This window comes from Pseudomonas sp. NFACC39-1, assembly GCF_900110355.1.
GTDB lineage: Bacteria > Pseudomonadota > Gammaproteobacteria > Pseudomonadales > Pseudomonadaceae > Aquipseudomonas > Aquipseudomonas tehranensis.
This window is the reverse complement of the sequence record NZ_FODL01000002.1, coordinates 322,551-339,304: the sequence shown is the minus strand read 5'-3', so window position 1 is coordinate 339,304 and position 16,754 is coordinate 322,551. Positions and strand designations below refer to the sequence as shown.

The 16,754-nt window shown below is 62.7% G+C and carries 18 protein-coding genes and 1 pseudogene; 15 read left to right on the top strand and 4 right to left on the bottom strand.

Annotation, left to right across the window (positions count from 1 at the left end; all coding sequences use genetic code 11):
* Positions 1–34 precede the first annotated feature (34 nt).
* On the top strand, positions 35–1,498 hold the full coding sequence (gene selO, locus BMY45_RS05885; RefSeq protein WP_092395622.1) for a protein adenylyltransferase SelO: 1,464 nt from the start codon (positions 35–37) through the stop codon (positions 1,496–1,498).
* A 123-nt stretch (positions 1,499–1,621) separates the two neighbouring features.
* Here selO and BMY45_RS05880 read toward each other — a convergent pair.
* The 3 genes and pseudogenes from BMY45_RS05880 to BMY45_RS05870 form a co-directional block, all read right to left on the bottom strand.
* Positions 1,622–1,747: pseudogene (locus tag BMY45_RS05880) on the bottom strand (transcriptional regulator); the annotation flags it as partial.
* A 19-nt stretch (positions 1,748–1,766) separates the two neighbouring features.
* Positions 1,767–2,045 (bottom strand): hypothetical protein, encoded by a 279-nt coding sequence (locus BMY45_RS05875; RefSeq protein WP_092395620.1) that lies wholly within the window; start codon positions 2,043–2,045, stop codon positions 1,767–1,769.
* 247 nt (positions 2,046–2,292) lie between these two features.
* Positions 2,293–3,198, bottom strand: coding sequence for a LysR family transcriptional regulator (locus BMY45_RS05870; protein ID WP_218189640.1), 906 nt, complete (start codon positions 3,196–3,198; stop codon positions 2,293–2,295).
* Positions 3,199–3,354: 156 nt separating this feature from the next.
* Here BMY45_RS05870 and ycaC point away from each other — a divergent pair, with 156 nt between their 5' ends.
* Together ycaC and trxC are read left to right on the top strand one after the other, a co-directional pair.
* Positions 3,355–3,981 (top strand): isochorismate family cysteine hydrolase YcaC, encoded by a 627-nt coding sequence (ycaC, locus tag BMY45_RS05865; protein WP_092395616.1) that lies wholly within the window; start codon positions 3,355–3,357, stop codon positions 3,979–3,981.
* Between the two features lie 176 nt (positions 3,982–4,157).
* Positions 4,158–4,580, top strand: a complete 423-nt coding sequence (gene trxC, locus BMY45_RS05860; RefSeq protein WP_092395614.1) for a thioredoxin TrxC — start codon at positions 4,158–4,160, stop codon at positions 4,578–4,580.
* A 124-nt stretch (positions 4,581–4,704) separates the two neighbouring features.
* On the opposite strand, the gene BMY45_RS05855 is transcribed toward trxC, so the two are convergent.
* The gene (locus tag BMY45_RS05855; protein ID WP_092395612.1) at positions 4,705–5,475 is read right to left on the bottom strand and encodes a ParA family protein; all 771 of its coding nucleotides are present in this window, start codon (positions 5,473–5,475) and stop codon (positions 4,705–4,707) included.
* Between the two features lie 358 nt (positions 5,476–5,833).
* Here BMY45_RS05855 and BMY45_RS05850 point away from each other — a divergent pair, with 358 nt between their 5' ends.
* From BMY45_RS05850 to BMY45_RS05795, 12 genes are all read left to right on the top strand, one after another.
* Entirely contained in the window at positions 5,834–6,553 is a 720-nt protein-coding gene (locus BMY45_RS05850; protein WP_092396004.1) for a beta-ketoacyl synthase chain length factor, read from the top strand.
* The gene (locus BMY45_RS05845) at positions 6,529–7,338 is read left to right on the top strand and encodes a lysophospholipid acyltransferase family protein (protein WP_092395610.1); all 810 of its coding nucleotides are present in this window, start codon (positions 6,529–6,531) and stop codon (positions 7,336–7,338) included. Before BMY45_RS05850 ends, BMY45_RS05845 begins: the two co-directional genes overlap by 25 nt.
* A complete protein-coding gene (locus BMY45_RS05840) occupies positions 7,319–7,579 on the top strand; it encodes a phosphopantetheine-binding protein (RefSeq protein WP_047225937.1) in 261 nt (86 codons plus the stop codon). The genes BMY45_RS05845 and BMY45_RS05840 overlap by 20 nt, the downstream gene beginning before the upstream one ends.
* 9 nt (positions 7,580–7,588) lie before the next feature.
* Complete coding sequence (locus tag BMY45_RS05835) at positions 7,589–7,843, top strand: acyl carrier protein (RefSeq protein ID WP_030140951.1); 255 nt, start codon at positions 7,589–7,591, stop codon at positions 7,841–7,843.
* Complete coding sequence (locus tag BMY45_RS05830) at positions 7,840–8,385, top strand: COG4648 family protein (RefSeq protein ID WP_092395608.1); 546 nt, start codon at positions 7,840–7,842, stop codon at positions 8,383–8,385. Before BMY45_RS05835 ends, BMY45_RS05830 begins: the two co-directional genes overlap by 4 nt.
* Positions 8,382–10,061 (top strand): ApeI family dehydratase, encoded by a 1,680-nt coding sequence (locus tag BMY45_RS05825; protein WP_092395606.1) that lies wholly within the window; start codon positions 8,382–8,384, stop codon positions 10,059–10,061. The genes BMY45_RS05830 and BMY45_RS05825 overlap by 4 nt, the downstream gene beginning before the upstream one ends.
* A gap of 161 nt (positions 10,062–10,222) precedes the next feature.
* Positions 10,223–10,957 (top strand): glycosyltransferase family 2 protein, encoded by a 735-nt coding sequence (locus BMY45_RS05820; protein WP_092395604.1) that lies wholly within the window; start codon positions 10,223–10,225, stop codon positions 10,955–10,957.
* Positions 10,954–11,898, top strand: coding sequence for an LpxL/LpxP family acyltransferase (locus BMY45_RS05815; protein ID WP_092395602.1), 945 nt, complete (start codon positions 10,954–10,956; stop codon positions 11,896–11,898). The genes BMY45_RS05820 and BMY45_RS05815 overlap by 4 nt, the downstream gene beginning before the upstream one ends.
* On the top strand, positions 11,879–13,423 hold the full coding sequence (gene hutH / locus BMY45_RS05810; RefSeq protein WP_092395600.1) for an HAL/PAL/TAL family ammonia-lyase: 1,545 nt from the start codon (positions 11,879–11,881) through the stop codon (positions 13,421–13,423). Before BMY45_RS05815 ends, hutH begins: the two co-directional genes overlap by 20 nt.
* Positions 13,416–13,841 carry an acyl-CoA thioesterase gene (locus BMY45_RS05805; protein WP_092395598.1) on the top strand — a complete coding sequence of 142 codons (426 nt, stop codon included), beginning with the start codon at positions 13,416–13,418 and terminating at the stop codon, positions 13,839–13,841. The genes hutH and BMY45_RS05805 overlap by 8 nt, the downstream gene beginning before the upstream one ends.
* Positions 13,838–14,431 (top strand): outer membrane lipoprotein carrier protein LolA, encoded by a 594-nt coding sequence (locus tag BMY45_RS05800; protein ID WP_092395596.1) that lies wholly within the window; start codon positions 13,838–13,840, stop codon positions 14,429–14,431. Before BMY45_RS05805 ends, BMY45_RS05800 begins: the two co-directional genes overlap by 4 nt.
* Positions 14,415–16,754 carry an MMPL family transporter gene (locus BMY45_RS05795; RefSeq protein ID WP_092395594.1) on the top strand — a complete coding sequence of 780 codons (2,340 nt, stop codon included), beginning with the start codon at positions 14,415–14,417 and terminating at the stop codon, positions 16,752–16,754. Before BMY45_RS05800 ends, BMY45_RS05795 begins: the two co-directional genes overlap by 17 nt.

The window sequence follows — 16,754 nt, the reverse complement described above, 5'->3', positions numbered from 1 at the left end:
CGCGAGGCCTGCGGGCATCGCGCCGGAGACGGCCATGAAAACCCTGGAAACATTGACCTTCGATAACCGCTTCGCCCGTCTCGGCGACGGTTTCTCGGCCCATGTGCTCCCCGAGCCCATCGACAACCCCCGGCTGGTTGTTGCCAGCCGCCAAGCCATGGCTTTGCTGGACCTGGACCCGGCCGAAGCCCAGGCACCGCTGTTCGCCGAGCTGTTCGGCGGGCACAAGCTGTGGGCTGAAACCGAGCCCCGGGCGATGGTGTATTCGGGGCACCAGTTCGGCCATTACAACCCGCAATTGGGGGACGGCCGCGGGCTGTTGCTGGGGGAGGTCTACAACGAGGCAGGGGAACACTGGGACCTGCACCTCAAGGGCGCCGGCCAAACCCCGTTCTCGCGCATGGGCGATGGACGGGCGGTATTGCGCTCCTCGATCCGCGAATTCCTGGCGTCCGAAGCGCTGCACGCCCTGGGCATACCCACCACCCGCGCCTTATGCGTGATCGGTTCCGACACCCCGGTGTGGCGCGAGAAGCAGGAGCGTGCCGCCATGGTGTTGCGTATGGCACCGAGCCATGTGCGCTTCGGGCACTTCGAATACTTCTACTACACCAAAAAGCCCGAATTGCATGCCAGCCTCGCGGAACATGTGCTGAACATGCACTTTGCCGAGTGCCGCGAACAACCGGAGCCATACCTGGCGATGTTCCGCGAGATCGTCGAGCGCAACGCCGAACTGATCGCCAAATGGCAAGCCTACGGCTTCTGCCACGGTGTGATGAACACCGACAACATGTCGATCCTGGGCATCACCTTCGATTTCGGGCCATTCGCCTTCCTCGACGACTTCGACGCCAATTTCATCTGCAACCACTCCGACGACCAGGGCCGCTACTCATTCAGCAACCAGGTGCCGATTGGCCAATGGAACCTCAGCGCCCTGGCCCAGGCCCTGACGCCGTTCATCAGCGTCGAGGCCTTGCGTGAAACACTCGGTTTGTATTTGCCGCTGTACCAGGCCCACTACCTGGACCTGATGCGCCGCCGCCTGGGCCTGACCAGCGCCGAGGAGGATGACCAGAAACTGGTGGAGCGCCTGCTGCAATTGATGCAAAACAGCGGCGTCGACTACAGCCTGTTCTTCCGCCGGCTAGGCGATCAGTCCCCCGAGCAGGCCGTCGCCGCCCTGCGCGATGACTTCGTCGACCTCAAGGGCTTCGACGCCTGGGGCGAGCTTTATGTCGCCCGCGTCAGCCGTGAAGGTGCTGTCGATCAAGACACGCGGCGCGCCCGCATGCACGCGGTGAACCCCCTGTATGTGCTGCGCAACTACCTGGCGCAGAAAGCCATCGACGCTGCCGAGGCAGGCGACTACGACGAAGTGCGCCGCCTGCATACGGTGTTGAGCAAGCCGTTCGAGGAACAGCCGGGTATGGACAGCTACGCGCAACGTCCGCCGGAGTGGGGCAAGCACCTGGAAATCAGTTGTTCGTCGTAAAGGCTTCAGTCTTGCGAGGGCAAGACATGTGGGAGCAAGGCTTGCCCGCGATGAAAGCAACTCGGTCTTCCCCAAAACCGAGGAGCCGGTATCGCGAGCAAGCTTTGCTCCCACAGCGAACCGTCAAATAAAGGTTTCAACCGTTACGCCGAAGCGCCCCGCCAACCAGCGAATCTGCCTTAAATTGAGCTGGCGTTTGCCGCTCAATACCTCCCATACCACCGACTGGGTGTCGACGCCCGGCAATGTGAGCGGGTATGAGCCCTGCTCATCCAACCTTGTCGTTGCCCTGCTCAGGCGTCTCGATCCCCGGCTCTGCCTCTTCAACCCCCTTCTCCTTGGGTTTGGCCGCTGGTTTTTCCTCGGGATAACCGGGCATGCCGCGGGCGTCTTCGGGGGTCAGCTCGTCCCGGTCGTGGCGGCGGTCGATGGCGTAGGCCGGGGCGGCGTTAGGGTCTTCGTCACGGCCTGCAGTGCCGAGGACAAAGCCGTCGTCATTGGGGTTGTCCACCGCTTGGGGAGTGGCTGGGTCTTGAGGATGGCTCATGGGACCTCCTGAGTCTGCAAACAGATACGTGGTGTCTTTTTGAGGCCCTGACAGCTTTTCAGTGCGGCGCACCTGATGAATGGCAGCCTTGATAAACGTCCTTGGAGAAGCCTGGACTGTGAGTCCCTGTGGGAGCGGGCTTGCTCGCGAATGCGGCGTATCAGACACATAGATGTTGACTGGCACACCGTCTTCGCGAGCAAGCCCGCTCCCACAAGGAGAATCCGCTGGCATGGCTGCCTCCACGCTACGCCATGTCGCTGTGACTGAATTCCTCGGCCAGAAAATCAATCAGCGTACGCACCGACGGCAGCAACCCGCGCCGTGAGGCGAAGATCGCATGGACGATCCCGCACTTGGGCGTCCAGCCCGGTACCAACTCCACCAGTCGTCCAGCCGCCAGGTCCTCGCGCACCACCACGCCGGGCAGGTGTGCGATGCCGATACCCGCCAATACCGCATGACGCAGGGCCAGCAGGTCATCGGTGACCATGCGTGGTTCATGGCGGATCAACGCGCTGGCACCGTCCGGACCGAACAGTTCCCACTGGTACTCACGCTGCGCTGCCCCCCAATGCACGCTCGGCAAACCGTGCAGGTCCGCCGGTGAAGCGGGTGAGGACAGGCGCTCGCGGTAGGCCGGGCTGCCCACCAGGCACTGAGTGCTGTTACCCAATACTTTCATGACCATGTCGGTGTTTTCCAGCGGCGGAAAACGTACCCGCAACGCGATATCGAAACCCTCATGGATCAGGTCGACCCGACGGTTGGTGCTCTCGATGAACAACTCCACCCGCGGGTACTTGAGCATGTAGCGGGTCAGCATCGGCCCGACCCAGCTGTTGAGCAACGCTGTCGGGCAACTGAGGCGCACCAGCCCCTGGGGCTCGGAGCGGTTGCGTTCGATCACTTCGGCCGCGCTCTCGGCCTCGACCCGCATCGCCAGACAGCGCTGATAGTAGGCCTGGCCAATCTCCGTCAACGAGCAATGGCGACTGGTGCGATGGATCAACCGCACCCCAAGGCGCTCTTCCAGTTGAGCAATCCGCCGGCTGAGTTTCGATTTGGGCATGTCCAGCGCCCGGCCGGCGGCGGCGAAACCGCCGTGCTCGACCACTTGGGTGAAGTAGTAAAGCGTGTTGAGGTCTTCGATGATCGTTCTCCAAATAGAACGCTAAGGCTGATTTTTGCAGTCTAGCGCATCAAAGGTGCCAGTTTTAATCTATATCCATCGCTTAGCAACACACCAACACTGAAAACTTCAACCACGCCGAACCGTTCGGCAGCCAAAACTTAGAGGACTCACGCCATGACCACTTCCTACAACCGTCTCGACAAAGATAACGCCGCCGTTCTGCTGGTGGACCATCAGGCTGGCCTGCTGTCGCTGGTGCGTGACATTGACCCGGACCGCTTCAAGAACAACGTGCTGGCCCTGGCCGACCTGGCCAAATACTTCGAGCTGCCGACCATCCTCACCACCAGTTTCGAAACCGGCCCCAACGGCCCGTTGATGCCCGAGCTCAAGAGCCTGTTCCCGGACGCGCCGTACATCGCTCGTCCCGGCCAGATCAACGCCTGGGACAACGAAGATTTCGTCAAGGCGATCAAAGCCACCGGCAAGAAGCAACTGATCATCGCCGGGGTCGTCACGGAAGTCTGTGTAGCCTTCCCGGCACTGTCGGCCCTGGCCGAAGGTTTCGAGGTGTTCGTGGTCACCGATGCCTCTGGCACATTCAACGAGCTGACCCGTCAATCGGCCTGGGACCGCATGTCCTCCTCGGGTGCGCAATTGATGACCTGGTTCGGCCTGGCCTGCGAGCTGCACCGCGACTGGCGCAACGATGTGGAAGGGCTGGCGACCTTGTTCTCCAACCACATCCCGGACTACCGCAACCTGATGACCAGCTACAACACGCTGACCAGCGCGAAATAACCGGCAACGCGTAACCCTTGTGGGAGCGGGCTTGCTCGCGAAGACGGTGCGTCAGTCGACATCGATATGTCTGATACACCGCATTCGCGAGCAAGCCCGCTCCCACAGGGGGTTTTGCCGTGGTTTCTATATAGTGTTCAATCTGTACCGATGATTTTTTCCTGGAGACTGTCCCAATGCTGATCCCCTGCCCCCACTGCAACGGGCTCAACCGCATCCCCGCCGAACGCCTGGGTGATGCGCCCAAGTGCGGGCGCTGCAAGGCCCAGGTGCTGTTGAGCAAACCGTTCGAACTCAAGCAAGGCGACTACGCCAGCCAGATCAAGGGTGACCTGCCGTTACTGGTGGATGTGTGGGCCGATTGGTGCGGGCCATGCAAGTCCTTTGCGCCCGTGTTCGAACAGGCCGCCACGCAACTGGTGGGCAAATGCCGTCTGGCCAAGCTCGACAGCGAAGCCAATCAGCCGCTATCGGCGCAGTTGGGGATCCGCTCGATACCCAGCCTGATTCTGTTCAAGGACGGCCGCGAAGTGGCGCGCCAGAGTGGAGCATTGCCGTTGCCGCAGTTGATGAGTTGGTTGCGTAGCCAGGGGATCTGAAGCCATGAGATGAATGTGGGAGCGGGCTTGCTCGCGAATGCGGTGTGTCAGTCGACATCGATGTGTCTGATACACCGCATTCGCGAGCAAGCCCGCTCCCACCTTGGTTTGGCACAGACCAGAATCAGGCGCTTTCCAGCAAGCTATGCAACTCCATGAACTGCTGGGTCAGCTTGTGACGCGGGTCCAGATGGATCAGTGGCAAGCTCGCCTGATGGGATTCACGCATGCGCACCGAGCTGCTCAGGTACACCGGTAGAACCGGCAAGCCTTCGGCAATGAGCTCGTCAAGGATCTGCTGCGGCAGGCTGGCCCGCGCCTGGAACTGATTGACGACGATGCCTTCGACCTCAAGCCCTTCGTTGTGGTCGTCCTTGAGTTCTTCTATTTCCGCCAACAGCCCGTACAACGCCTGACGTGAAAAACTGTCGCAATCGAAGGGAATCAGCACACGATCAGCAGCGATCAGTGCCGAAACCGCATAGAAATTCAAAGCGGGCGGGGTATCCAGATAAATCCGGTCGTAATCCTCATCCAGCTCTTCGAGCAACTTGCGCAGTTTGTTGATCTTGTGTTTCGCCTCAAGCTTGGGTTGCAGATCCGTCAGCTCGGCGGTGGCGGTGATGACGTGCAGGTTGTCGAATGGCGTTTCGTAGATATCCACCTTGTTCTTTTTCGAGAAGGGCCCGGACGACAGGGTTTGCTTGAAGAAATCGGCGATACCCATGGGGATGTCGTCGCCGGTAAGGCCCGTCAGGTATTGAGTGGAATTGGCCTGGGCATCCAGGTCCACCAACAGCGTGCGATACCCCTCGCTGGCACTGACCGCTGCCAGATTGCAGGCGATGCTGGACTTGCCCACGCCACCTTTCTGATTGAACACCACGCGCCGCATGTCAAAACCTCCGTGTATCAAAGATTCCCGAGTGTAGTAGGCCACGATACCGCTTCGCTACCTTCGGTGTGGCCGGACCACAAGGTCGGTGGCTTTTTCGAACAATGGAGCATCCATTCACCTCGATAATCAGAGAAACATCCGACAGACATGCCCGTCATAATCGCGACAATGGCTCTTGTCTGCGCCTGGACGAACGAACCGGTACATTTCGCTGAGCAAAATGTAACCAGCATTTGCTACAAGCCAACCGCACCCGGATAATGCGCGCCACTTGGGTCGCAAGACCATGCAGGGTTGGACGCGGGTCAAACCACTGAACCGTGACAATAAAAGCCCGCAGGGGTGGGGTGTATTTGTGATCAATTTCAACATCGCCCAATGGCGCGCGTGGGCCCCTGGGCTCGAAAGCGTGGACGACTGGCAGGCATGGAGCCGACAGCCGGTCGTGTTGCCCGCCAGCGATGCCGCCCCTGACGTTTCGTTTCTGCCAGCCATGCAGCGCCGTCGCCTCAGTCGCCTGGCGCGGATGGCTTTCAGCGTCGGCTGGCCACTGGCCGAAGGCCGGCCGAACCTGCCGTTGGTCTTTATTTCCCGCCATGGCGAAACCCCGCGCACGTTTGAGATCCTCAAGGACCTGGCAGCCAACCAACCGTTATCGCCGACTCAATTCAGCCTGTCGGTGCATAACGCCGTGATCGGGCTGTGGTCGATCCTGCGCGGCGAAACCAGCGAAATGACCGCCCTGGCGGCCACGGGCGACGGGCTGGAACACGGGATCCTGGAAGCCGTCGCGCTGCTGAACGAGGGAGCGGCGGCGGTGCTGCTGGTGATCGCCGAAGAGCAGCCACCCCAGGTCTACGCTCCCTGGGTCAACGATGTGCCCTTCCCCTATGCAGTGGGCTTGCTGTTGACTCCAGGCGACGATTGGCAACTGGACCTGTCCACCCAGACCGATCAAAGGCCCGCCAGCGACTGGCCCCATGCCCTGGGTTTGTTGCGTACGCTGCTGAACAACCTATCCACCTGCCAACATGCCTGGAAGAATCGTGTATGGACCTGGCAACGCAACCGGTGAACGGTAAACATCGCGACGCCTACTACTGGCGCCTGATCGCGACCGCGGCAAGCTTCGTCCTGTTCGGGCTGGGCGGGCTGTGCCTGCGATTGCTGGTGTTTCCACTGTTGACCTGGCTGCCCGGCGACGCCCAGGCCCACCGCCTGCGAGCCCGCCGTACCGTGGGGCGATTGTTCTGGTTCTTTATCCGTTTCATGGCCCGCACCGGCGTGCTCACGTACCAGATCGACGGTGCGGAGAAACTCGGTCGCCCCGGGCAAATGATTATCGCCAACCATCCGTCGCTGATCGACGTGGTGTTCCTGATCGGCCTGGTGCGCGACGCCAACTGCGTGGTCAAGCAGAGCCTGTGGGACAACCCCTTCACCCGCGGCCCGCTGCGCTCGACCCAATACATCAGCAACGACGGCAGCATGGACATGCTCGATGCCGCCAGCAACGCCCTGCAGGACGGCCAGAGCCTGATCGTGTTCCCCGAAGGCACCCGTACTCGGCCAGGCCAACCGCCGGCCTTTCATCGGGGCGCAGCGGCCATCGCGCTGCGAGGTGCGAAAATCCTCACTCCGGTGACCATCAAGGTCAGCCCCACCACTTTGACCAAGGCCGAACCCTGGTATCGCATCCCTCAGCGCCGCGTGCACTTCAGTTTCCGCGTGGGGGCCGATATAGATCCACAGGCGTTCGCCGCGCTCGGCCCTGCGCCGCAGGCTTCGCGCAGGCTCAACGATTTTCTGCATCACTATTACATCAAGGAGCTCGCCGAAGATGAGCGATCTGCACCATGACATCAAACAGCTGATCATCGACGCCCTCGGCCTGGAGGACATCAGCACCGACGATATCGGCGACCATCAGACCCTGTTCGGCGAAGGCCTGGGCCTGGACTCGGTGGATGCCCTGGAGCTGGGCCTGGCGATCCAGAGAGAGTACGGCATCAAGATCGATGCCGATGCCAAGGACACCCGCAACCATTTCAGCAATGTGGCAAGCCTTGCGGCCTTCGTCACTGCAAATCGCGTAGCCTGAGACCGGACCATGCAAACTCGTGACGACATTTTCAACACCCTGCGCGATGCTCTGGTCGAGCTTTTCGAGCTGGACCCTGAGCGCGTGACACTGGAATCGAACCTGTACCAGGACCTGGAAATCGACAGCATCGACGCGGTCGACCTGATCGATCACATCAAGCGCCAGACCGGCAAGAAGATCGCCGCCGAAGAATTCAAGTCGGTGCGCACCGTCAACGACGTGGTCGAGGCGGTCTATCGACTGGTTCAACCGGCCGCATGACCCGGCTGATTGGCCTAGGCCTGCTGCTGGTGGGCCTGTTGTACCCCTTTGCGGTGTATTTCGGCATGGAGCATTTCGCCCCATGGCAGTTCGGCCTGCTGCTGGGTAGCCTGTGGCTGGCCCGGGCTTTGCTCGGCAAAGGCGGGCCCGGCAGCCGCTGGATGGCGGTTACCGCGATTGCCTTCAGTGTATTGCTCGCGCTGTTCGACAGCCCGCTCCTGCTGCGCTGGTATCCGGTGCTGATCAGCGCCTTCATGCTCGGGCTGTTCACCCTGAGCCTGAAATACGGCCCGCCGATGGTCGAGCGCCTGGCGCGCCTGCGCGAACCGCAGCTACCGGCCAACGCGGTGGTGTATACCCGCCAGGTCACGGTGGTCTGGAGTGTGTTTTTCCTGTGTAACGGCTTGCTCGCCGCCGCCCTGACCCTCTGGGCGCCGCTGAGCTGGTGGATGTTGTACACCGGCCTGATTTCCTACGGGTTGATGGGGCTGCTGTTTGCCATTGAATGGCTTATACGACAACGGGTAAGAGGCCGCCCATGAATTGGATAACACTTGAGCAGATGTTGCTCACAGCCCAGCCGGAACGTGCTGTGGCCGTCGACCCGGCGCTGAGCCACTCGCAACTGCGGGACGCGGCGCTGAGCCTGGCCGCCGGTCTGCAGGCCCGCGGCGTACGGCGCCTGGCGGTGCACCTGGAAGACGCCGCCGACCTGGCGGTGGCCCTGCTCGGTGCCTGGCGCGCCGGGGCCAGCGTCCTGCTTCCCGCCGACCTGCAAGCCCAGACCCGCCAGCGCTGGTCGGCGGACGTCGACCTGTGGTTGACCGATCAACCCACGGACATCCGTCTCGACGATCTGCGACTAGCCCCCCTTGAGGCCACTGAATTGGACCTCGATCAGTGCTGCCTGAGCCTGTGCACCTCCGGGTCAAGCGGCGAGCCCAAGCGCATCGAGAAAACCCTGCGTCAGTTGAGTAACGAAGTCCAGGCTCTGGAGCAATTGTGGGGCGCCGACCTGGGCCCGGCCTGCATGATCGGCAGCGTCGCTACCCAGCACATCTATGGCCTGCTGTTTCGGGTGCTGTGGCCGCTGTGCGCCGGGCGTACATTCGTGCGCCGGCAACTGGCCTTTCCCGAAGACCTGCAACGCGCCAGCCGTCAGTATCCGGCTTTTGCCTGGGTCGCCAGCCCGGCCTTGCTCAAGCGCATGGGCGATAACCTCGACTGGCCAGCATTGAGCTGCGTACGCCGGGTATTTTCCTCTGGAGGAGCCTTGCCGACCGAGGCGGCCCAAAGCCTGCACCAGCGACTGGGGCAATGGCCAACAGAAATCTTTGGCAGTTCGGAAACCGGTGGCATCGCCTGGCGTCAGGGCGCAGGCTTATGGCAGCCCTTCGCCGACGTAAAGCTGAGCCAGGACAGTGACGGCGCCTTGCTGATCGCCTCACCTTATCTGCCGGCCGGACATGTGGAACACACCGCCGACGCGGCGCGGATAGCCGAGGATGGACGCTTCGAACTGCTCGGACGGCTGGATCGCATCGTCAAGCTTGAAGAAAAACGCATCTCACTGCCCATGCTGGAACAGGCGTTGATGGCCCACGACTGGGTCAGCGAAGCCCGAATGGGGGTGGTCCAGGAAAATCGCGCCTCCCTCGGGGCGCTGCTGGTGCTGAGCGAAAGCGGCCTGCACGCCTTGCGCAACCTGGGTCGACGCGCCGTGACCGAGGCCTTGCGCCGTCACTTGAGCGAACACTGCGAAACCCTCGCCTTGCCTCGGCGCTGGCGCTGGCTGCGGCAGTTGCCGCTCAACGCCCAAGGCAAGCTGCCCCAGGCCGAAGTCGAAGCCCTGCTGATGGCTGCGCGCCCCAAAGCCCCGCAAGTGCTCGAACAGGTCGAAACCGACGGGCAGTGGAGCCTGCAACTGCTAGTGCCCCCGGACTTGGCGTATTTCAGCGGCCATTTTCCCACCGCACCGGTACTGCCCGGTGTGGTGCAGGTCGACTGGGCCTTGAGCCTGGGCCGACAACTGATGGACCTGCCGCCGCGGTTCCTCGGCATGGAAGTGCTGAAGTTCCAGCAACTGATGCGCCCCGGCGATGAAATCCAGCTGCACCTGCGTTTCGACCGCGAGCGCGGCAAGCTGTACTTCGCTTATCGCAATGACACGGCGGCCTGTTCGAGTGGGCGGATCGTCCTGGGGGTGACCGATGATTGATTCATGCAAAAACACCGCTCCATTGTGGCGAGGGGATTTATCCCCGCTGGGTTGCGAAGCAACCACAAAAGCTGCGCAACGACACCGCCCGATGACGAGCGCTTCGCACTCGAGCGGGGATAAATCCCCTCGCCACAATGGAATGGGGCTGGACGGAAATTATGCATAACCCCTGCGCCGTCATCCCGGTCTACAACCACGAAACCGCCATCGCGACCGTGGTGCAGGCACTGCTCGCCAACGGCTTGCCCTGCGTGCTGGTGGACGACGCCAGCAGCCCGGCCTGCGCGGCGGTATTGGAGCGGCTGGCCGAGGGCGAGCAGGTTCATCTGGTCAGGCTGGCAATCAATCAAGGCAAAGGTGGCGCGGTGATGACCGGTCTGCGGGAAGCGTCGCGCCTGGGCTTCAGCCACGCCCTGCAGGTCGATGCCGACGGGCAACACGATCTTGGCGACGTGAGGAACTTCATCGAGCAATCCCGCGCCCACCCGCAGGCGCTGATCTGCGGTTATCCGCAATACGATGAAAGCGTACCCAAAGGCCGCTTGTATGCACGCTACCTGACGCATGTCATGGTCTGGATCAACAGCCTGTCCCTGCAAATCCGCGACTCGATGTGCGGGTTTCGGGTCTACCCCTTGCCACCGGTCCTGACGCTGATCGATTCGGCGAACATTGGCAAGCGCATGGATTTCGACTCCGACATCCTGGTGCGCCTGGCCTGGCGCAATCAACCGATGCGCTGGTTGCGTACCCGGGTTCACTACCCCTTGGACGGGGTTTCGCACTTTCGCCTGTTCCACGACAACGTACTGATTTCCAGCATGCACACCCGGTTGTTCTTCGGCATGCTGGTGCGCTCTCCCCTGATTCTCTGGCGACGGTGGCGAACATGAGCCTTGAGACAGACAAGCAGCACTGGGCCGACCGCCAGGAGCGCGGCAGTTTCTGGCTGATGAAACTCACTGCGTTCGCCGCCAAGGTATTGGGCCGCCGCTTATTGAGCCCGTTGCTCTATGGCATCGTCCTGTACTTCTTCATTTTCGGCCGCAGCGCCCGGCAGGCAGCCTGGCAATACCAGCAGCACCTGGCCGACTGGAGCGGCCGCACCGAGCTGCGCCCCAGCCATTGGCGAGTGTTCGGGCAGTTCATGGCGTTTGCCGACTCCCTGCTGGACAAGCTCGACGTCTGGAATGGCAAACTGAGCCTGGAACAGATCGAAATCGTCGATCCGGCATTGCTGCGCAATCACCTGCGCGACGGCCGTGGGCAGATGCTGGTGGGCGCGCACCTGGGCAACCTGGAAATGTGCCGGGCCCTGGCCGAGCTGGGCGAGAAAGTGACCATGAACGTGCTGGTGCACACCAAGCACGCCGAACAGTTCAATCGTTTGCTGGGGGAAGCCGGCGCCACGCATCTGCGGCTGATCCAGGTCAGCGAGCTGGACCCGGTGATCATGCTGCAACTGAGCGAACGCCTGGAGCGCGGCGAGTGGCTGGCGATCGCCGGCGACCGCATCCCGCTGCACGGCGCACGCACCGTGACCGTGGACTTCATGGGGCGCCCGGCAGCATTTCCCCAAGGGCCCTGGCTGCTGGCCGGGCTGCTCAAATGTCCGATCAACCTGCTGATGTGCCTCAAGCACGAGGGACGCTATCGAGTCACCCTCGAACCCTTCGCCGAGGCCGTGGTGTGGAAACGCAGCGACCGCGAGCAGGTCATCACCCATTGGGCCGGCCTCTACGCCCAGCGCCTGGCGCACTATTGCCTCCAGGCACCGCAACAGTGGTTCAACTTTTACCCTTTCTGGAAGACCGATGACGATGCCCACTCTTGAGCCGGTAACTTTCGGCGAACACCCCTTGCGCATCGAGGACGTACTGGCCCTGGCCAATCGTCAGGTGCAGACGCGGTTGCAGGATGATCCGGCATTCCGCCAGCGCATCGCCAAGGGTGCGCAATTCCTCGACTCTTTGCTGGACAAGGAAGGCGTGATCTACGGCGTGACCACCGGTTACGGCGACTCCTGCGTGGTGGCCGTGCCGTTGCACCACGTCGAGGCCCTGCCCCGTCACTTGTATACGTTCCACGGTTGCGGCCTGGGCAAACTGCTGGACCCGCAGGCCACCCGCGCCGTGCTGGCCGCGCGTTTGCAGTCGCTGTGCCACGGCGTGTCCGGGGTGCGCGTGGAACTGCTGGAGCGGCTCCAGGCCTTTCTCGAACATGACATCCTGCCGCTGATTCCGGAAGAAGGCTCGGTGGGCGCCAGTGGGGACCTGACGCCCCTGTCCTACGTCGCCGCCACCCTCTCCGGCGAACGGGAAGTGATGTACCGTGGCGAACGTCGGCTCGCCGCCGATGTGCATCGCGAACTGGGCTGGACGCCGCTGGTACTGCGCCCCAAGGAAGCCCTGGCGCTGATGAACGGCACCGCCGTGATGACCGGCTTGGCCTGCCTGGCCTTCGCCCGCGCCGACTACCTGTTGCAACTGGCGACCCGCATCACCGCGTTGAACGTGGTCGCGCTGCAAGGCAACCCGGAGCACTTCGACGAGCGCCTGTTCGCCGCCAAGCCGCATCCGGGGCAGATGCAAGTGGCCGCGTGGTTGCGCAAGGACTTGGCGATCGACGCCCCCACCGCGCCGCTGCATCGCTTGCAGGATCGCTACTCCCTGCGCTGCGCTCCCCACGTGCTAGGGGTGCTGGCCGACAGTCTGAACTGGTTGCGTTCATTCATCGAAATCGAGCTCAACAGCGCCAACGACAACCCGATCATCGATGCCGAAGCCGAGCGCGTACTGCACGGCGGGCATTTCTATGGCGGGCATATCGCCTTTGCCATGGACAGCCTCAAGAATCTGGTGGCCAACGTCGCCGATCTGCTGGACCGCCAGCTCGCGCTATTGGTCGACGAACGCTACAACCACGGTTTGCCGAGCAACCTGTCCGGCGCCAGCGCCGAGCGAGCGATGCTCAACCATGGCTTCAAGGCGGTGCAGATCGGCACCAGCGCCTGGACCGCCGAAGCCTTGAAAAACACCATGCCGGCCAGCGTGTTCTCGCGCTCCACCGAATGCCACAACCAGGACAAAGTGAGCATGGGCACCATCGCTGCCCGGGATGCGATCCGCGTGCTGGAACTGACCGAACAAGTGGCCGCCGCGACACTGCTGGCCGCCAACCAGGGCGTGTGGCTGCGCAGCCGTGCCGAAGATGCCCGACCGCTGCCGCCGGCCCTGGCCGACATGCACGAACAACTGGCTGTGGATTTCCCGCCGGTCATCGAAGACCGGGCTCTGGAAGGCGAATTGCGCCTGTGCCTGCAACGCATCGCCGAGCAACACTGGAGGCTGCATGCGTAGCCAAGGGGTGTTGCACGTCGAAACGCAGATCGTGGTGCCGTTTTTCGATGTCGATTCGATGAACGTGGTCTGGCACGGTCACTACGTCAAGTACCTGGAAGTGGCCCGCTGCGCCTTGCTCGACCTGATCGGCCACAACTACAACGACATGCTCGCCTCCGGCTATGCCTGGCCGGTGATCGACCTGCAACTGCGCTACGTGCGCAGCGCCGTGTTCGGTCAGACCCTGACCGTGCGCGCCAGCCTGGTGGAATGGGAAAACCGCCTGAAGATCAATTACCTGATCAGCGACGCGAGCACCGGCGAACGCCTGACCCGCGCCAGCTCGGTGCAAGTGGCGGTGGACGTCGCCAGTCGCGAAATGCTATTGGCCTCACCGCGGGTCTTTGTCCAAGCCGTCGAGAGGAAACTACCGTGAAGCGCCTGTTCATCTGGCTGCTGCTGGGGGGCCTGTCGCCCTTTGCCCAGGCGTTCGATTTGCAACAGTTGAGCGAACAACTGGCGCGCCCGGACGTGATCCACGGCCAGTTCATCCAGGAAAAACACTTGCGCGCCCTGCCCCAGCCGCTCACCAGCAAGGGCCGCTTCGTATTGGCAAAAAACCATGGCCTGCTGTGGCTGCTGCAAACCCCGCTGCAGCAGGATTACCGCATCACCCCCCAGGGAATCGCCCGGCGCGATGGCGGCACCTGGCAGACACTGCCGAACAAGAGTGCCGGTGCCGAGCAGAATCGTCTGTTCCTTGCGGTGTTACAGGGCGACAGCAGCGGCCTGCAGCGGGACTTCGACCTCAGTCTGTCGGGCCAACCGCAGCAGTGGAAACTCACCTTGACCCCGCGCTCGATGCTGCTCAAACAAATCTTCAAGCAGATCAACATCGATGGCGGCGAACTGGTGCAGCGCATCGAACTGCTGGAAACCCAGGGTGACCGTACCGTGCTGCGCATGCAGGACAGCACCCACGCGAAAGCCTTGAGCGAAGCGGAGCAACATGACTTTGCCGAGTGAACACAGGCTTCCGCGACTGTTCCTGATTCTGCTGTTGGCGGTGCTTGCGCTGGCCGGCTGGCAGTGGCGCAATGGCGCGCCGCTGTCGGCCAACCTCATGGAGCTGGTGCCCGGTACCGCTCCTGATGCGCTTGAGCTCATCGCCGAACAACGCATGCAAGAACCCCTCAACCGCGAGGTGCTGCTACTGGTCGGGCACACCGAGCGCCAACAGGCGATCACTCTGGCGCAAACCCTTGGCGAGCAGTGGCAGGCCAGCGGTTTGTTCGACAAGGTCCAGTGGACGTTGCAGGCCGACCTGCCGGCCTTGCGCACGCAATTGCTCGAAGGGCGACTGGCAATGCTCTCGGCAGCGGATCGGCAACAACTGATCGATCAGCCCCAGGCTTTCATCCAGCAACGGGTGCAGGCGCTCTTCGATCCATTCAGCGGCTTCAGCCTGGTGCCGAGCCAGGACGACTGGCTGGGCCTGACCGGGCGCATCCAGAACAGCCAGCCCCAACGCGGAGCGATACAGCTGGACGTGGGCAGCGGCGCGCTGATCGCTGAAGCCGACGGCAAACACTGGGTGCTGTTGCGAGCCCGCACCCATGGCAACGCTTTCGACATGGACCTGCCGCTGCAAGTGGCCGACCTGCTGCAACGCAGCCGTGCTCAGGCGGGCCAGACCCAAGGGCAATTGCTGGCGGCCAGCGGCCTGCTGTACGCCGCCAGTGGTCAACAACAGGCTTCGCGGGAAATCACCTGGGTCGGCGGCGGGGCGACAATCGGCATTTTGCTATTGCTGTTGCTGGCCTTCCGACGTTTGCGAGCGTGGCTGGCATTCGTACCGGTACTGGTGGGCATTCTGTTCGGGGCGGTGGCCTGCGTGGCGCTGTTCGGTCGCATGCATGTCATGACCCTGGTGCTGGGTTCCAGCCTGATCGGTGTGGCGGTGGATTACCCGCTGCACTACCTGTCCAAAAGCTGGAGCCTCAAACCGTGGCGCAGTTGGTCGGCCCTGCGCCTGACCCTGCCGGGGCTGAGCCTGAGCCTGGCGACCACCTGCATCGGCTACCTGGCCCTGGCCTGGACGCCTTTCCCGGCCCTGACCCAGATCGCGATATTTTCCGCCGCCGGTTTGATCGGTGCTTACCTGACAGCGGTTTGCCTCTTGCCGGCGCTGCTCAAGGGCGTGGACTTACACCCGGCCCAGTGGCCGCTGCGGCTGTGCGAACACCTGCTCAGGGCGCGCGAAGCGTTGCTGGCGCGGGTGCGTACACCGGTCTTGTTGGGGCTCTTGCTGATCTTCTGCGCCGGCGGCCTCTGGCAACTGACCACGAAAAACGACATCCGCCAATGGATCGGCACGCCCGAGCAGTTGACCGACGAAGCCCAGGCCATCGCCCGTATCACCGGTTTCCAACCCACCAGCCAGTTCTTCCTGATCCGCGCCGATAACCAGTCACACCTGCTGGAGCGTCAGACGGTGCTCAACGAGCGGTTGGAGCAGTTGATAGGTCTGGAGAAGCTGGAGGGCTACCTGTCGCTGAACCAACTGCTCAGCCCACCCGCCGAACAGCAGAAAGTGCGTGAAGCCCTGGCCCGGTTGCCGGCGTTCTGGCAACCGCTGCTGGACCTGGGCGTTCCGGTCAGCGCACTGCAAACCGAACTGGCACAATTGCAGGCCTTGCCGGTGACCGACATCGATACCGCGCTGACCGGCCCCCTGGCCGAACCGTACCGCACACTCTGGCTCGGTCCAACGACAGACGGCGTGGCGGCGGTCGTCAGCCTGCAAGGTTTGAATGATGCAGCGCTACTCAGGGTCCAGACGCTGGATCTGCCCGGCGTACAACTGGTCGATCGCCTGGGGGACCTGAACCGGGTCTTTGCCGCCACGCAAGTCAGCGCCGCCGAATTGAAACTGGCCTCCTGCGTGCTCATCCTGCTGTTATTGACCTGGCCGTTCGGCGTCGGCGGTGCCCTTCGCGTCGTCGCCCTGCCGTTGCTGGCGGCGCTGTGCAGCCTGGCGAGCCTCGGCTGGCTGGGCCAGCCGCTGACCCTTTTCGGGCTGTTCGGTCTGTTGCTGGTCACCGCCATCGGCGTCGATTACGCGATCCTGATGCGCGAACAGATTGGCGGCGCTGCGGTGAGCCTGCTGGGCACCCTGCTGGCGGCAGTCACCACCTGGTTGTCGTTCGGCCTGTTGGCAGTTTCCAGCACGCCGGCGGTGAGCAACTTCGGCCTGGCGGTCAGCCTGGGGCTGGCCTTCAGTTTCATGCTGGCGCCGTGGGCCGGGCATCAGGCCCACGCGGCAGCGGTTACGGAGCCCGCCCAGTGA

Coding starts and splice junctions, on each gene's coding strand:
- BMY45_RS05830 (WP_092395608.1), top strand. CDS start 7,840: ATGACCCGGCTGATTGGCCTAGGCCTGCTGCTGGTGGGCCTGTTGTAC.
- BMY45_RS05825 (WP_092395606.1), top strand. CDS start 8,382: ATGAATTGGATAACACTTGAGCAGATGTTGCTCACAGCCCAGCCGGAA.
- BMY45_RS05835 (WP_030140951.1), top strand. CDS start 7,589: ATGCAAACTCGTGACGACATTTTCAACACCCTGCGCGATGCTCTGGTC.
- hutH (WP_092395600.1), top strand. CDS start 11,879: ATGACGATGCCCACTCTTGAGCCGGTAACTTTCGGCGAACACCCCTTG.
- BMY45_RS05875 (WP_092395620.1), bottom strand. CDS start 2,045: ATGAGCCATCCTCAAGACCCAGCCACTCCCCAAGCGGTGGACAACCCC.
- BMY45_RS05795 (WP_092395594.1), top strand. CDS start 14,415: ATGACTTTGCCGAGTGAACACAGGCTTCCGCGACTGTTCCTGATTCTG.
- BMY45_RS05840 (WP_047225937.1), top strand. CDS start 7,319: ATGAGCGATCTGCACCATGACATCAAACAGCTGATCATCGACGCCCTC.
- selO (WP_092395622.1), top strand. CDS start 35: ATGAAAACCCTGGAAACATTGACCTTCGATAACCGCTTCGCCCGTCTC.
- ycaC (WP_092395616.1), top strand. CDS start 3,355: ATGACCACTTCCTACAACCGTCTCGACAAAGATAACGCCGCCGTTCTG.
- BMY45_RS05855 (WP_092395612.1), bottom strand. CDS start 5,475: ATGCGGCGCGTGGTGTTCAATCAGAAAGGTGGCGTGGGCAAGTCCAGC.
- BMY45_RS05845 (WP_092395610.1), top strand. CDS start 6,529: ATGGACCTGGCAACGCAACCGGTGAACGGTAAACATCGCGACGCCTAC.
- BMY45_RS05805 (WP_092395598.1), top strand. CDS start 13,416: ATGCGTAGCCAAGGGGTGTTGCACGTCGAAACGCAGATCGTGGTGCCG.
- BMY45_RS05820 (WP_092395604.1), top strand. CDS start 10,223: ATGCATAACCCCTGCGCCGTCATCCCGGTCTACAACCACGAAACCGCC.
- trxC (WP_092395614.1), top strand. CDS start 4,158: ATGCTGATCCCCTGCCCCCACTGCAACGGGCTCAACCGCATCCCCGCC.
- BMY45_RS05815 (WP_092395602.1), top strand. CDS start 10,954: ATGAGCCTTGAGACAGACAAGCAGCACTGGGCCGACCGCCAGGAGCGC.